The sequence below is a fragment of the Proteiniphilum acetatigenes DSM 18083 genome (genome assembly GCF_000380985.1).
Lineage (GTDB): Bacteria > Bacteroidota > Bacteroidia > Bacteroidales > Dysgonomonadaceae > Proteiniphilum > Proteiniphilum acetatigenes.
This window is the reverse complement of record NZ_KB905709.1, coordinates 39,229-53,786: the sequence shown is the minus strand read 5'-3', so window position 1 is coordinate 53,786 and position 14,558 is coordinate 39,229. Positions and strand designations below refer to the sequence as shown.

At 40.8% G+C, this 14,558-nt stretch carries 11 protein-coding genes; 8 read left to right on the top strand and 3 right to left on the bottom strand.

Going from position 1 to position 14,558, the window contains the following annotated elements:
* Positions 1-7: 7 nt before the first annotated feature.
* Positions 8-952, bottom strand: coding sequence for a PstS family phosphate ABC transporter substrate-binding protein (locus tag F597_RS21190; RefSeq protein ID WP_081624414.1), 945 nt, complete (start codon positions 950-952; stop codon positions 8-10).
* 388 nt (positions 953-1,340) lie between these two features.
* On the opposite strand from F597_RS21190, the gene F597_RS0117930 reads away from it, so the two are divergent.
* From F597_RS0117930 to F597_RS0117915, 4 genes are all read left to right on the top strand, one after another.
* On the top strand, positions 1,341-1,682 hold the full coding sequence (locus F597_RS0117930) for a hypothetical protein (RefSeq protein WP_019541136.1): 342 nt from the start codon (positions 1,341-1,343) through the stop codon (positions 1,680-1,682).
* Between the two features lie 242 nt (positions 1,683-1,924).
* Complete coding sequence (ettA, locus tag F597_RS0117925; protein WP_019541135.1) at positions 1,925-3,604, top strand: energy-dependent translational throttle protein EttA; 1,680 nt, start codon at positions 1,925-1,927, stop codon at positions 3,602-3,604.
* Between the two features lie 143 nt (positions 3,605-3,747).
* Entirely contained in the window at positions 3,748-5,349 is a 1,602-nt protein-coding gene (locus F597_RS0117920; protein WP_020700413.1) for a DUF5686 family protein, read from the top strand.
* 121 nt (positions 5,350-5,470) lie between these two features.
* A complete protein-coding gene (locus F597_RS0117915; RefSeq protein ID WP_026327621.1) occupies positions 5,471-7,621 on the top strand; it encodes an FUSC family membrane protein in 2,151 nt (716 codons plus the stop codon).
* Positions 7,622-7,638: 17 nt separating this feature from the next.
* Here the strand turns inward: F597_RS0117915 and F597_RS0117910 are convergent, their stop codons facing one another.
* Both F597_RS0117910 and F597_RS0117905 read right to left on the bottom strand, forming a co-directional pair.
* Positions 7,639-8,322, bottom strand: a complete 684-nt coding sequence (locus F597_RS0117910) for a response regulator transcription factor (protein ID WP_019541133.1) — start codon at positions 8,320-8,322, stop codon at positions 7,639-7,641.
* An 8-nt stretch (positions 8,323-8,330) separates the two neighbouring features.
* Positions 8,331-9,683 carry a sensor histidine kinase gene (locus tag F597_RS0117905; protein WP_019541132.1) on the bottom strand — a complete coding sequence of 451 codons (1,353 nt, stop codon included), beginning with the start codon at positions 9,681-9,683 and terminating at the stop codon, positions 8,331-8,333.
* A gap of 230 nt (positions 9,684-9,913) precedes the next feature.
* Here F597_RS0117905 and F597_RS0117900 point away from each other — a divergent pair, with 230 nt between their 5' ends.
* The 4 genes from F597_RS0117900 to F597_RS0117885 all read left to right on the top strand — a co-directional run bounded on the left by F597_RS0117900 (position 9,914) and on the right by F597_RS0117885 (position 14,545).
* A complete protein-coding gene (locus tag F597_RS0117900) occupies positions 9,914-10,108 on the top strand; it encodes a hypothetical protein (protein ID WP_019541131.1) in 195 nt (64 codons plus the stop codon).
* Between the two features lie 416 nt (positions 10,109-10,524).
* The gene (locus tag F597_RS0117895) at positions 10,525-10,704 is read left to right on the top strand and encodes a hypothetical protein (protein ID WP_019541130.1); all 180 of its coding nucleotides are present in this window, start codon (positions 10,525-10,527) and stop codon (positions 10,702-10,704) included.
* Positions 10,705-11,202: 498 nt separating this feature from the next.
* Positions 11,203-12,246 (top strand): radical SAM/SPASM domain-containing protein, encoded by a 1,044-nt coding sequence (locus tag F597_RS0117890; RefSeq protein WP_092122827.1) that lies wholly within the window; start codon positions 11,203-11,205, stop codon positions 12,244-12,246.
* A 25-nt stretch (positions 12,247-12,271) separates the two neighbouring features.
* Entirely contained in the window at positions 12,272-14,545 is a 2,274-nt protein-coding gene (locus F597_RS0117885; RefSeq protein WP_026327619.1) for a TonB-dependent receptor, read from the top strand.
* The last annotated feature ends 13 nt before the right edge of the window (positions 14,546-14,558 follow it).

Genomic DNA, 14,558 nt, shown 5'->3' with positions numbered 1-14,558 from the left:
ACAATTCTTATTTTGGCACATAACCACTCTCTTCAATGATTTTTTTCGCCTTATCAGAGCAAATTAGCCGGTATAATTTGTATGCCATCGAGTTTTTGTCCGTATCTGAACGGATTGCCGTATAGACCTCGGTTGTATAGGGATATGTCCGGTTTCTGATCGCTTGTTGGGTCGGTGTAATTCCATCGACTGCCAGTTGATTGACAAGCTCGGGTTCCACAAAAAATTGATTGTAATAATAAAGCGAATAGCATATTCCGCTTTCATCGGATCGAAGCCGGTCAAACGGGCCTCCCATTCCAAGCAAAGGTGTGAATTCCCATTTTGGCATTTCAAGCCCTTTCATGACGATTGTTTCCATTTTTTCCTGACTTCCGGAATTGGGTTCCCTTATATAAGGAGTAATGGCAAGGTCTCTTCCGCCGACTTCTTTCCAATTGGTGGTCTCTCCCATATAGATATCCTGTATCTGTTTCTTTGTGAGCGATTTGACGGGATTATTCTTGTGGGTAATGAATATAAATCCATCCAGGGCAATGGGTGTTTCATCGAGTGTGACATCCTGTTCGTCGGCATAGGCTTTTTCATCCCTTGAAATGCTGCGGGAAGTAACGATCAGGTCAACTTCCCGGTCGATAAGACTCGTGAATGCACCATGCGTGGTAGAAACCCGTAGATTCTTAAAGAACTCAAGGGAGCCGGGCAGATCATCATATTGAATATTTAAATCGTAATATCCCCCGAATAGCATGTTTTCCTTCCAATCATAACCCACACCCAATAATTTGCAAGCGATGAGCGATTGGAGAATTTGTGTTGAAGTGGAACAGTCCACTTTTGGATAATTTTCCATGGAAATACCTTCGATCAGGAATGGATCAGGTACTTCATCTTTCGCACATCCCATTAAAATGCATAGGGATAGCATAATAGCCTTAATTGTTTTCTTCATAATATTAATAATAAAATTGACATCGCACCCATCTGTCTTCCAAATATGCTGGTTTGCATATTTAGTAATTCGGAATTAATATCCTTCCATTAATAAAGATGAAAAAAAGAAAAAAACGTTGCATCGTTTTTTGATTATTTGATGCGATTTCCTCTTTTTTCAATGTTCTTTATTATTAAATATTAGTATTGTACAAAGATGAATTCTTTTCTCTAAGAAAAAAAGGAAACTATACTTTAGGGTAGTATTTTTTATGGCTATATTTACCCATTAAAATTCAGTGTAGCATGATAAAACGTACTTTTATACAGTCTCATCCGGTTCTCTGTGAAATATACGGAGATAGTAACCAGTGCTATCGTTCTATTTTTTACTTTTGTAAAATATAATGAAAGCCGAGGGAAGAGCCAAGCTTGCTTGTGCTTATCCGAGGTGCATCTTATATTCTATGAATAAAGATGATATACACTACTTAGATATGAGATTAAAAAAACTAATATTTTTTGCTTCTGCTTTTTGTTTTGTCTTGTCGATAGGTTGTGTTTCCGGGCAAAAGGAATCAACAGTTTTGTCGGATCAGGGAAAAGCTATCAGCGAGAGCGAAAAGTTGGAAGACTATATAAATTCTTTGGATATTCATATGGAGTTAAAGGATTCTGTATTTACCGGCAGAGTGGACATGATAGAATATGATATAATCAATAATTCAGATTTAATAATATGTCCTTAATTGATGGAGGGTTACTGAATCACAAGCTTACTCTCTTCCCGTTTGACTTAACAGAATAACGAAAATGTTCATTATCTTTGTGCTCCGTTTCAGATTTGTGTCCAGTGGTTATTTGGTTCACATGCCACGTGAATGAGGATTATAAATCAATCGAAACAAATCATATTAGAAAATCAATTAGATGCCAATCGTAATCTGCTGGTAATTAGTAATTTGTAATTAATAATTAGTAATTAAATAATATGTCCGACGATAAAAAGATTATTTTTTCCATGGTTGGCGTGAGCAAAATGTTTCCGCCACACAAACAGGTATTGAAAGATATTTATTTATCCTTTTTTTATGGTGCTAAAATTGGTATTATCGGTCTGAACGGCTCGGGAAAATCGACGCTGTTGAAAATCATTGCCGGGATCGAGAAAGAGTATCAGGGCGAAGTGGTGTCCGATAAGAGTTTTTCGGTGGGATACCTTGAGCAGGATCCGGCGCTGGATCCGGATAAAACGGCGATCGAAGTTGTCCGCGAAGGAGTGCAACCCGTGATGGACTTGTTGAATGAATATGAAGAGATCAACCTGAAATTCGGATTGCCTGAGTATTATGAAAATGAAGATAAGATGAACTCCCTTTTCGCTCGTCAGGCCGAATTGCAGGATAAACTGGATGCTGTCGATGCATGGAATATAGATAACCGGTTGGAACGGGCAATGGACGCCTTGCGCTGCCCCCCGGAAGAACAACCGATTCGTGAACTGTCGGGAGGTGAACGCCGTCGTGTGGCACTCTGCAGGTTGTTGCTGCAGGAACCGGATGTGCTGTTGCTCGACGAGCCGACCAACCACCTTGATGCCGAGTCGATCGACTGGCTGGAACAGCACCTTCAACAATACAAGGGTACGGTGATCTGCATTACGCACGACCGTTACTTCCTCGATCATGTAGCTGGCTGGATCCTCGAACTGGATCGCGGCGAAGGGATACCCTGGAAAGGAAATTATACCTCATGGCTCGAACAGAAGACCAAGCGGATGGAGCAGGAAGAGAAGCAGGTGAGTAAGCGGCGTAAGACGCTGGAACGGGAGTTGGAATGGATCAATCTGGCGCCCAAGGCACGCCAGGCGAAAGGAAAAGCGCGTCTGAATTCTTACGAGAGGCTGTTGAATGAGGATCAGAAGGAGAGGGAAGAGAAACTGGAACTTTTTATTCCGAACGGTCCCCGTTTGGGTAATAAAGTGATTGAAGCGGTCAACGTGAAAAAAGCATTTGGCGACAAGTTGTTGTTTGATAACCTGAACTTTATGTTGCCCCCCAACGGTATTGTAGGGGTAATTGGTCCCAACGGTGCCGGAAAGACGACTCTCTTCAGGCTGATTCAGGGAATAGAGACTCCCGATGCAGGAAAATTTGAAGTGGGGGAGACCGTAGTAACGGCTTATGTGGATCAGGCACACGAAGCTATCGACCCGGAAAAAACGGTTTACCAGGTAGTGTCCGGCGGTTCGGAATTTGTACGCGTAGGCGGAAAAGAGATCAATGCCCGTGCCTATCTTTCCCGTTTTAACTTCTCCGGTGCCGATCAGGAAAAACTGTGCGGTGTGCTGTCGGGTGGTGAGCGGAACCGTCTCCATCTGGCGCTGACTCTCAAAGCTGGTGCCAACGTATTGTTGCTCGACGAACCGACCAATGATATCGACGTGAACACTTTGCGTGCATTGGAAGAAGGTCTGGAGAACTTTGCAGGATGTGCCGTGGTGATCTCGCACGACCGTTGGTTCCTGGATCGTATCTGTACCCATATCCTCTCTTTCGAAGGCAATTCTGAGGTATTCTATTTCGAGGGTTCCTACAGCGAGTATGAGGAAAACAAGAAGATGCGACTCGGGAACGTGGAGCCGAAAAGGGTGCGTTACAGGAAATTGTGATAGAAGGTGGAAAGGTGTACTGATTAAGGAGGCAATGTGATGATTTAACGATTTGCCAATTTGAGAATTAGTAATCATCAGTAAATCTACAAATCGTTACATCAGTAAATCAAAATAGGTTCTTGGTTTTAAAACCGGAAAAGATGAAAAAAACTTCAATACTGTTTTTCCTGTTTTTGATGAGTGCCGGTGTTTCGGTATTTGCACAAAACACGCTACTCAAAGGAGTGGTGACGGATGCAAAGTATCACACTCCGGTACCTTACGCAGCACTCTTTATCCAGGGAACCTCTATCGGAACCGTAGCCGATAATACAGGAGAATTTTCGCTTTCTGTTCCCGATTCAATTACCGACAGGCGACTGATGGTCGCGAGAGAGGGATTCCAACTGATGTCTCTTTCTTTGGATGAGCGTGAGACGGAGAGACTGATCGTGGCGCTGGAACCAGACGATCATGTGGATAGAGTTCGTGCGATACAGGACAGTATAGCCGTGAATTCAGGAGCCTTCGGTGCGTTTCTTGCCAGAGCGGTAAAGTTCGTGACAAACGACTGGATTCCGCTTGGAGATCCGGAAACCAACTGGTTCGACTTTGGAAGGATTCAGACTATTCCCACTTATAACCCTATTGAAGGAATCCGGCTCAGGGCGGGCATTGCCTCCAATTCCAGGTTGAGCCCCCATTTTTTTGTGAGAGGATATGCAGCCTATGGTTTTAAAGATCAGCGATTCAAATACCGTGGTGAGGCCATCTACTCATTCAACAAAAAAGCCTATCATGAGGATGAGTTCCCGAAAAATAACCTGAGATTGGTGTATGAAAACGATCTCTATTCTCCGGGGGAAATGCATCCCTATGCCCTGAACGACCTGCTGCTGATCACTTACAGGCGTTCGATGAACGAAGCGACCTATCGGAATTTTGCAGAGCTTAATTATGAGAGAGAGTATAAAAACGGACTGGCACACACGTTGCGGGTGAGACGGTCACGGTTAGTTCCCCAGGGAAAGTTGCAGTTCGACCAGGATTTTGAGGAGGGTATAGTCCTCACGAATGGTGAATTACATACTACCGATGTAGGTGTACTATTACGCTACTCGGTGAGAGAGGCCTATCATCAGCAAAAACGGAAAAGAATACCTTTGGAAATAACTTCTCCGGTCTTTTTTCTTTCCCATACGATGGGTGTCAATGGTTTCATAGGCGGTGAAGTAGCCTATCACAGGTCTGAGTTTTCAGCCCAGAAGCGTTTTTTACTGGGGAGTGCCGGCCGTTTGGATGCTGTCGGAGAGATAATGAAAGTATGGAATAAGGTTCCTTTTCCTTTATTGGTATATCCTAATCAACGCTACCGCTATCAGATTGAGAATAACTTCTTTTTCCTGAACCGGGCATTGGAATTTGTGGCCGACGAGCAATACACCCTGCGGATGACTTTTGTAGGAGATGACCTCCTGTTGGCAAAAATGCCTGTCGCGGACATATTGCAATTAAGGGAACTGGCCTCATTGAGGGTTGCCCATGGCCGGCTGAGTGATAAGAACAATCCGGCGGTTTCTCCGAATGGACTGTATCACTTTCCATCCGTTTCACATCGATACGACAATGTTCCTTATGTGGAGGGAACCATCGGTATCACCAATATTCTCGGGCTTTTGCGTGTGGAGTATGTTCATCGTTTCACCTATCGGGATCATCCCGATGCCCTTCTCGGTGCTTTTAGGGTAGACGTAACGTTATGATTTGTTAATGTGGTGATTTGATGATTTGTTGATGTTTGGCGTACCAATTAATTAGTCATTAGTAATTGGTAATTAGTAATTCGCAATTGGCAATTGGCAATTGGTAATTTCCTACATAGATATGCCAAAAGATAAGATGAGTAATGGAGTAGAACCGATAAAAGATAGGATAGCCGACATCTGGATCAATGTGTTCTGGAAAAGCCCCGATCATTTGTGGGCATTGAAGGTGACCGTATCCATTGCTTTCCTGCTGATCCCCACCGAGTTGATATTCCATAACTCCTTTTTTGGTACGACTCTGGCACTGGGAGTGGTGGCGATGGCATTGGGAGAAACCGATGTGCATCCGAAAGGAAGGATCAAATCTTCCTCCATAGCGCTAATACTTTACGTAATTACCAGTAGTTTAGTGGCTATCTTTCTACCTCTGCCGGCCTGGTTTGCTATTGTGTTGCTTGTTCTCTCCTTTTCCCTCCTTTTGATTGGAGGTATCGATTCACGGATGCAGGGAGTTACTTTCGGGACAATGCTTATTTTGGTCTATTCCATGCTGGCGGCTGAAAACAGTGAAAAATGGTATTATCTCCCCCTGTTTTTCACCCTTGGAGCCTTTTGTTATGCCGTGATCTCTATCCTGCTACTTTACTTCAGGCCTTATCGGCTATTGCAACAACAGCTTGCCCGTGGGTTTCACTTCCTGGCAGAATATATCGACCTGAAGGCAAATCTATTCCCCAGCGATCCTCAGGTACAAAAAGTGATCAGGACCCAACTGGCACAAAAAAATATAAATCTGGCGCAACAGATCGAAGCATGCAAGAACGATCTTTACAGCTATTCGGAAGAATGCAGTCCTGAAGCACTTCCGGTGGCGGATCATTACTATCGCCAATGGTTTTTGTTGCAGGCCATGCAGGAAAGGGCCATATCGAGCCATGAGCAGTACGATTTATTATCGCGCCAGGTGAAAAGCAGCGATTTGCTGGAAGGGTTCGGAAAACTGATGAGGGAGATTGCAGCAGCAGTTCGTCTCTATGCCGACTCCTTGCTGACCGAACGACCTTACAGGCATCCATTCTCGTTGAAATGGACGATAACGGCGCTACGGGCAATGCTCGATGCGGAGAAAGACGAACCCTATTATCTTACTTTGTCGTTACTGCTGAGAAACCTGACGGGATTGGAAGAAAATCTCCGGGAGAATGAAAAAACCATCGACCAGATAGATGTGACGGTCTTTCATTCCCGGAAGCCGGAGAGAACCGGTTTGAAATCACTGTTGCATGCCACTCATCCCCGTTTTCGCTTTGCAGTGAGGCTTACCTTGTGTTGGATGCTGGGATACGGAATCATGCTTTATTTGAATTTCGGGAAGGGTTCGTGGATACTGATGACATCGCTGATTGTTGTCCAGCAAACCTATAGCGCCACGCGTATCCGGCTTTTCCACCGCGTGTTCGGTACCTTGCTGGGAGTTGTTGGAGGGGTCGCCCTGGCACAACTGCTGCCCACCACTCCGGGACAGATACTCTTGTTGCTCACCTCCATTTACTTCTTCTTTTACTGGCTGAAGAAAAACTATACGATCGCTGTCGTCTTTATCACTATCTTCGTGCTGGCAGCTTTCAATTTGCTTTCTAACCAGGGAGTAGCCGTAATGATGCCCCGTATCATCGATACGTTGGTGGGCGGCACGCTCGCCTATATGGCTGTACGCTTTATCTGGCCCGATTGGCAGTATAAGCAGCTCCCGGGGCTGATGCTGAATGCGGTGGCAAAAAACAGGCGTTATTTCGAGAGCATCTATGACGGTTCCGTCTCCGAGGAGGATTATCTTCACAACCGGCGTACCGCTTACAATGCCGACAACGCCTTGACTTCCGCCTGGAAATGGATGCGGCTGGAACCCAAGAACAGGCGCGGGTATCAGGATAAGGCTTTTAACCTCACTAACCTGAACCATGCCCTGCTGTCCTATATCTCCGCTTTCGGTGTCCATAAGTCGGCCGGTGATCTCTCGGAAACAGAACTTGCCCTTTGCCGTGATGTGAGCGATGTACTCCGCCTGGTTTCGGAGATGTTAACCAACAACGCCGATGAAAAGCAGATTGAGGACAGTTTCCGGAAAGCAAACTGTTGGGACGAACAGATCGACAAAATGATGGATGATGCCGGAAACCACAGGGTAAGGCTTATCTACAATATCGCCCATGTTTCACGTGAGTTGCTGGCAGAGGCAAAAGGGATTGTGAAACTGTATGAGGTATAATATGTTTTTTGAAAAAATCACAGATCAATAATTAGCAGATATCCTCTATTTTTTACGGTTTGAATATGTATACAGGGATCGTTTCCCAATATCTTTCTCAATCTGGAGACCAGATTGTTCATGGATGCTTCGGTTTCGGAATATTCTTTTCTCCATACTTTTCCCGACAGTGTTTCATAAGATATTACGTTATCCCTGTTTTGTACAAAAAACAATAAAGTCTCAAATTCATGAGGGCTCAATTGCTTTACCGGAGTTGCCCGATAACGCAATTCCCTCGTTTTAACGTTTAGAGAATAGTCACGGCCTATCTGAATGCCTGAATGATCCTCTCCGGGATGTGCAAAACGGTCAATGAACACTTTTAATTCCTCCATGTCGAACGGTTTACGGATATATCCTACGCCACCAGTACGTACCCCCCGGGCCACGCTCTTGGTATCGGTATGCGAAGAAATAAACAACACCGGAAGCGACGGATAGATTTTAAGAATATCTTCGGCACATGTAATGCCGTCCTCTTCACCGATCTCCACATCCAATACCAGGATGGAGGGTTTGAACTCTTCAATGATACTATTGATGCCGGCAAGCGAATTTTGAAAATGTACCTTGTAGCCGTCAGCGGCAAGCGCTGTGCTTACCAGATTTCCCAGGTCGGTATCATCGTCAACCAGTATCACTTTAATGGGATCTGTCATAATAAAAATTATTGAGATAAGATGATCGTAAAAGTACTGCCTTTTCCCGGTGAACTTTCCAGGGTGATCTTTCCTTTATGCGCATTGACCACCTGTTTTACAAAAGTCAACCCGATGCCGTGGTCTTTTAACGTGGAACCCGTACCGGAGCGGTAAAATTCCCTGAATACTTTTTTCCGTTCTTTTTCTTCCATCCCTTTACCGTTATCGGTAAAAGTAAGGATTGCCTTGCCTTTGGTTGTTTCCGCGGTGATCCTCACCTCGGGCTTTTCACCCGAATACTTTATGGCATTATCGAGCAGGTTGCGTACGCAGCCGTCAAAATAAACCGGGTCGGCCTGTATCGTTACTTCCGTTTCCGGTTCAATGGAACAGGCGATTTTTTTATCGGCATACACCACCTCCAGTTCTTGTATTATTTCGTTGCACCGCCGGGAGAAAGGGTAAGCAGCGGGATCTATTTGCAAGACGTTATTTTCGTTTTTTACGGTCGTCAGCAATACGCCAATCTTGTCCGAAAGATATTTCACCCTTGTTTTCGCGGTGTGCAGCATGTTTTTCTTTGCGGCAAGCGGTTCATTTTTTTCAAATATCCCCAGCATGGTATACACATACGAGAGGGGTGATTTCAGGTCGTGCACAATGCCGCTCACCGCCTGTGTGTGTGCTTCCAGCGCTTCTGTTCTTTTCTTCAGCTGCATCAGTTGGTACAGCACAAGCAGGGAAATAAGCACGACCGCTACGGCCGAAAGCGTTGTAGTGGAGCGCAGCCGTTGTATATACACCGCCGGTTTGAACACTACGTGAGCCATATAGCGGTAAGTTCCGGTCTCTCCTAACGGAATATTTACGGTAATACCCGTATCATTATTTTTTAAGACTGTATGGGCTTTCCTGTCCGCATGTAATTCGCGCATCACGGAGTCGTTCATAAGCAAACTCATGGAATAGTCCGCGATTTCGGGATAATGTATAAATTCTTTTCTGAAGAGGGAGTCGATAGGTTCCAGCGGTATTTTGTTATCATGCAATAACTCTTCGGCAAAGGCGCCTACCAGGAAATTGCCCAGGTTTTTATCCGACCGGTACTCTTTGGTATCGAAAGAGCCCCTGATAATTCCTCCCGGAGGTAGGCTAGAAGGATCGAGAGGAATAAGTTCGAAGCTCTGTCTATTCGCATCTCCTTTTTTACTTAATTCCCGGGAAAGGCAGAACGGCACAATACTTCTTAAGCTGTGCTGCAAATCTGTTTCAAAGCGCTCTTTGTCGCGTATCATCAGTTGCCTTACCCACACTATCTGTGATACAATGAGCAAGACTATTGCCAATAAGGATATGATGAGCAGCAAATATTTTTTCATGACTCGTTTCATACACAATTATAGCACCTTGTGCAAATTTAAAAAGAAAAACAGGAATACAGATGTGCCATATAAAGTAAAACACACACAAGAAGGAGGAATATTAGTTAAAAAAGCATAATAGTGTTTGTTTTGTTAGATTGGTTAGACAAATGTTAGAGATTTGTTAGAAACGGTTCCAAAAAAAGGCTCCAACTTTACTCCATTAAAGAACTATTAAAGAATAACGTATGAAGAACCGGAAAACAAGTATCGATCACATGTGCATGCCATGTGCCGATGTATTACAGAGTGCAGCTATGGCACAACTAAAAGGAGGTACGACAAGTGCTGAAGAAGAGTATGACATAGTTTATATTGACGGAAAACCCTATTTGGTTAGAAGAAACAGTGCAGGACAAATTATTGAAATGAAACCGCTTTAGTAAAGACAAAAACCAACGACGGTAAAACGGATTCAGAACCCGGGAAGCCTAATGCTAAGGGCCAAAAAAGGCCGGTAGCAGGAAAAAAGCCTTCCCTTGCCAGGAAAGCGAACAACCAAATTGAGACCAATCAACCCTGATGTTTAACTAAACCTACAAGAAAAGGCACTGCAAAGTTAACACAACACACGGTAATTTCAAACACCCAGGGGTTTGGGTATAACAGATTTTTACCGGAAGCCGCCGGGACAGTGAAGGGAAGTAGCTAAGAGGCGAAAAAAAACAGTATGTTTGTGATATGCTCGATAAGATATGCCTCGTGAAGAGATATAACTATCTGATGAAATTTTAGTGAATAATAATCGGAAGTCATTCCGAAAAACGAGATGAGTATAAAAAATTAAAAAAATATAATTATGAATACTTTAATGACTTTATCAATCGACATTATAGATCAGTTAAACGTGGATGAAATGATGCTTTTACATGGTGGCTCTGGAGCTAGTGTTGCTGCTGTAAATAACGGTGACGGAGTTTGCTATGGTGGCCCAAATAATGGCAGTGGCACATGCAAGCCTATAGAGCAAGCTGAATAATTGATCGATGAAAATGAACCGGTAAAGCAAGGGAAAATCCCTTGCTTTATTGCCTTATGGATAATTTGTCCCCGCAATTATTTATTCACTACAAACAGATATTTATTAAATAATGGATAACTGAATGTAATGTCAAAGTAGAGAAATAAACAAAGAATCGAAGATACGAAATGAGAATTAACGGTATACCCATTTATATAAGTATATCAGCAAAATAAATAGAATAGAAATGAAAAAGAATTTTTACTTGTTTCAAGAGGAAATCTCGCCACAAATTTATTTGCATTACAATTCTTTTAGCAATGAATTTCTTTTATTGAATAAAACTAAACATGAGATTTTCAATAATATAATTGTGAGGATATTGAGAAATTTGATAATTCTCTTTATAATAAATTATTAGAGAATTATTTCATTGTTCCCGATGATTTTGATGAGTTTGAGGTAGTGAAAAACCTAAAAAGACAAATGCAATATAATTCCAATATGTATCAGATTATGATAAATACAACCTTGGATTGTAATTTGAATTGTTGGTACTGTTATGAAAATCGAATTTCAAAGAGCTATTTAAATGAAGACACAATAAAAGCGATTAAAAAAAACATTGAATATGAATATCAATCAGCAAGATATAATACCTTAAAGGTTTCTTTCTTTGGAGGAGAACCTTTACTTTATTTTGAAGGTGTAAAAAAAATACTGGATTATGCCAAAGAATTCTGCGATAATAAAGAGATCGCTCTTACTACTGAATTCACAACGAATGCAACCTTAATAAATGAAGAAAAGGTGGATTATCTAAAAAGTTTCAATTCATCTTTTCAAATAACACTCGACGGCGACAGGAAAGTCCATAATTCAATCAAAAAGGATATTCTAAATCCATCAACAGATACCTACCAAAAGACAATAGAAGCTTTACGTTTGATTAACTCTAAAATACCAAATCGAGGAGTGGCAGTCAGAGTTAATTTTGATAATCGAGCCTTAAGAAAAATCGATGAAATTATAAATGACATTGATTTCATGGATAGAAAATCAACATTTGTAATTTTAAAAAAGGTATGGCAAATTCCAACTAACAAAGTTGATAGAGAGCTTCTTCACTCGGCTATTCAAAAGTTTTTCGATAAGAAATTTTTACTCGACTACTATATTATGCCTAAAGGGTATCTATGTTTTGCAGAAAGGCAAAGACATACATTATTCAATTACGACGGTAAAGTATTTAAATGTTCAACCGTCTCATCTTTTGATGAAAAAGAATCACTTGGAAAATTGAATTTTGAGACTGGACAAATAAAGTGGGATTTAACCAAGATGGCAAATTGGTTCAAGGACATTACTCAAAAAGAATGTGAGGAGTGTAAATGGTTTCCAGCATGTTTTGGTCCATGTAACAAACAATTGCTAGCTCATACAGGGAAATTTATATGCACCTTTGATTCTATGAACATGGATTCCAAGGAGTATCTAATGTATTCTTTTAAATACCATTTACTAAAAGAGGAATTAAATCAAGTCGCACACCAGATTTAAAAATATTGGATATAAATATATTCTGATGAAAAATATAACCCTTATAATGTCATTTCTTATACTCTCTCAGTTGATGAATGCCCAATATTCATTCTCGGGTAAAGTTACAGATAAAAATAATCAACAACTGGCAGGAGTTCAAATAATTCTGTCGAAGAATGATTCACTATTTGCAGTTAGTCTAACTAATGAGCGTGGACAATTCAGCATTGGAAATCTCCCAAAAGCTGAATATTCATTACAGATATTATATCCTGGTTTTACTCCTATCGAAGAACAAAGAGATATCTTTAAAAATATAAATGCTGAATTTGTATTAGTTGAAGAAATGGATATTGAATTGGACGACGTTATCATAACGGCTGATCCAACTAATTTAGTGAGAAGAACGGCTACTGGTGAAATTTTCTACCTTTCAGAAAGTGCAAAAAACAGTGGAGATCCATATCGCGCTTTACGTGAAATTCCAAGATTAAATGTAAATGAATCTTTACAAACGGTAAGCATGATAGATGGAGGTAAATTATTGGTGCTGATTGATGGTAAAATTATTAACACCGGAATTACTCCCATTGATCCTAAAGATATTGAATCGGTTGAGGTTATTGATGTAGTAAGTGCACGTTATATGAGAATGGGTGTGAAGAACATACTTAACATTAAACTAAAACCCAAACGTGAACCATACCAATTCTTCCAAACAGCAACAAGACATGATGTTCCTTTGAGATATAGTATGGGTGTGGTTTATTTTGAAGTTGGCAATCCAAAATATTCGTTATATGGAAGAGGAGCCCTAGACAGAACAGTTAAAGATGATAGTGAATTCAGTACATGGCAAAAAGATATTGATTACTTTAAAGAGAGTGCTGGAGATTCACAAACCAATAACAAAGTAAGTATAGGGGAACTATTGTTTAAATGGAGTGTAACCGAAAACGATTATATAGCAGCTCATGTTTATGGAAAATGGAATGACAAGAATACAAAAACTTGGGGCGAAGGTATTTTTGATCGGGATCAAAAGGAGAATTTCTCCTTGACATCTGCCGATAATAATGTAGCTGATATCAAAACAGCAAGTTTATATTATAAACACGATTTTACTCCTGAAAAGACCCTGGAAGCTACTTTGGCATATAATAAAAACAGTGATAACAACAAAGGAGAACGATCCGAGACTTACCCTCATGATTTATACAATAATCTATTCGAGTATAGGAGTGATCGTTCTTCTGCTAACCTTAATATTGATTATTCATGGCAGTGGAATAAAGTAAACAGTTTAAATATCGGTAGTGCGACCAACTATATTAATGATAATATCAATAAGATTAGCGATAATGTACCAGTCTTTCACCATAAAGCATGGAATGAATACCTATATGCCACTTTTAGTAGTAAAGCGGGTAATCTTCTTTATATGGTTTCGGCGGGATTAGAAAGTATCATGTTAAAAGCGGGTGAATCTTCGAATCAGTATGTAAGGCCACGCGCATCATTAAGTGGAACATACAGAATCAACTCCAATAACTCTACGAGATTTAGTTATACTTTAACTAACCAGACACCAAACGTCGGACAATTGAATCCGTATAATACTTCGACTGATCCTCTAGTCATAATTAAGGGAAATCCTAAACTTCTGCCGGAGCAAACTCATAAGATAGAAGCATCTTATACTCTTAACACAAAAGGATTTTATTTTACACCATCCATTACTTATAATCTTTCTAACGATATAATTGAACCTTTTGGATATAAAGAAAATGGAACATTTGTGAATACATTCAATAATATGGGTAAATATAAGTCACTTTCTACTGGAGGGAATATTACTTATCGCTTTAAAGAAAATAGAGGAAATATCTATATAGGGGCTTATCATCATACCGATTATTTTGAAGAAATGAGTGCAAAACAAAGCTTCTCTTTAAGCGGAGGTATATGGGTGTATTATAAAAAATGGATATTCGGCGGAGATGTTAATTATAGAAATTATGTTTTTAGTCCAACTTCTAGGATAAAACAATTAACCCCCGCATACTCTCAGTTTCAGGTAAATTACAATTTTACAAAAGATTTTTATGTAGCTGTAGCAATACCTTATTTTATTGGTAAACTCAGTACAGAAACTATAACCCAAGTCGGGACATACAACTCATACTATAAGATTCGGATGATAGATGCTTCATCTCATCCTTGGATTTTACTCCGCTATACTTTCAGAAAAAACAGTAAACAAAAAATCAAATTGGATAATGTTGTAAATAGCAAAGAAGAAGGAATTTCTTTATAATTCAAAGCTACAA

Coding starts and splice junctions, on each gene's coding strand:
- F597_RS0117920 (WP_020700413.1), top strand. CDS start 3,748: ATGAAAAAAACTTCAATACTGTTTTTCCTGTTTTTGATGAGTGCCGGT.
- F597_RS0117890 (WP_092122827.1), top strand. CDS start 11,203: ATGATAAATACAACCTTGGATTGTAATTTGAATTGTTGGTACTGTTAT.
- F597_RS0117885 (WP_026327619.1), top strand. CDS start 12,272: ATGAAAAATATAACCCTTATAATGTCATTTCTTATACTCTCTCAGTTG.
- F597_RS0117905 (WP_019541132.1), bottom strand. CDS start 9,683: ATGAAAAAATATTTGCTGCTCATCATATCCTTATTGGCAATAGTCTTG.
- F597_RS0117910 (WP_019541133.1), bottom strand. CDS start 8,322: ATGACAGATCCCATTAAAGTGATACTGGTTGACGATGATACCGACCTG.
- F597_RS0117900 (WP_019541131.1), top strand. CDS start 9,914: ATGAAGAACCGGAAAACAAGTATCGATCACATGTGCATGCCATGTGCC.
- F597_RS0117915 (WP_026327621.1), top strand. CDS start 5,471: ATGCCAAAAGATAAGATGAGTAATGGAGTAGAACCGATAAAAGATAGG.
- F597_RS0117895 (WP_019541130.1), top strand. CDS start 10,525: ATGAATACTTTAATGACTTTATCAATCGACATTATAGATCAGTTAAAC.
- F597_RS21190 (WP_081624414.1), bottom strand. CDS start 952: ATGAAGAAAACAATTAAGGCTATTATGCTATCCCTATGCATTTTAATG.
- F597_RS0117930 (WP_019541136.1), top strand. CDS start 1,341: ATGAAAGCCGAGGGAAGAGCCAAGCTTGCTTGTGCTTATCCGAGGTGC.
- ettA (WP_019541135.1), top strand. CDS start 1,925: ATGTCCGACGATAAAAAGATTATTTTTTCCATGGTTGGCGTGAGCAAA.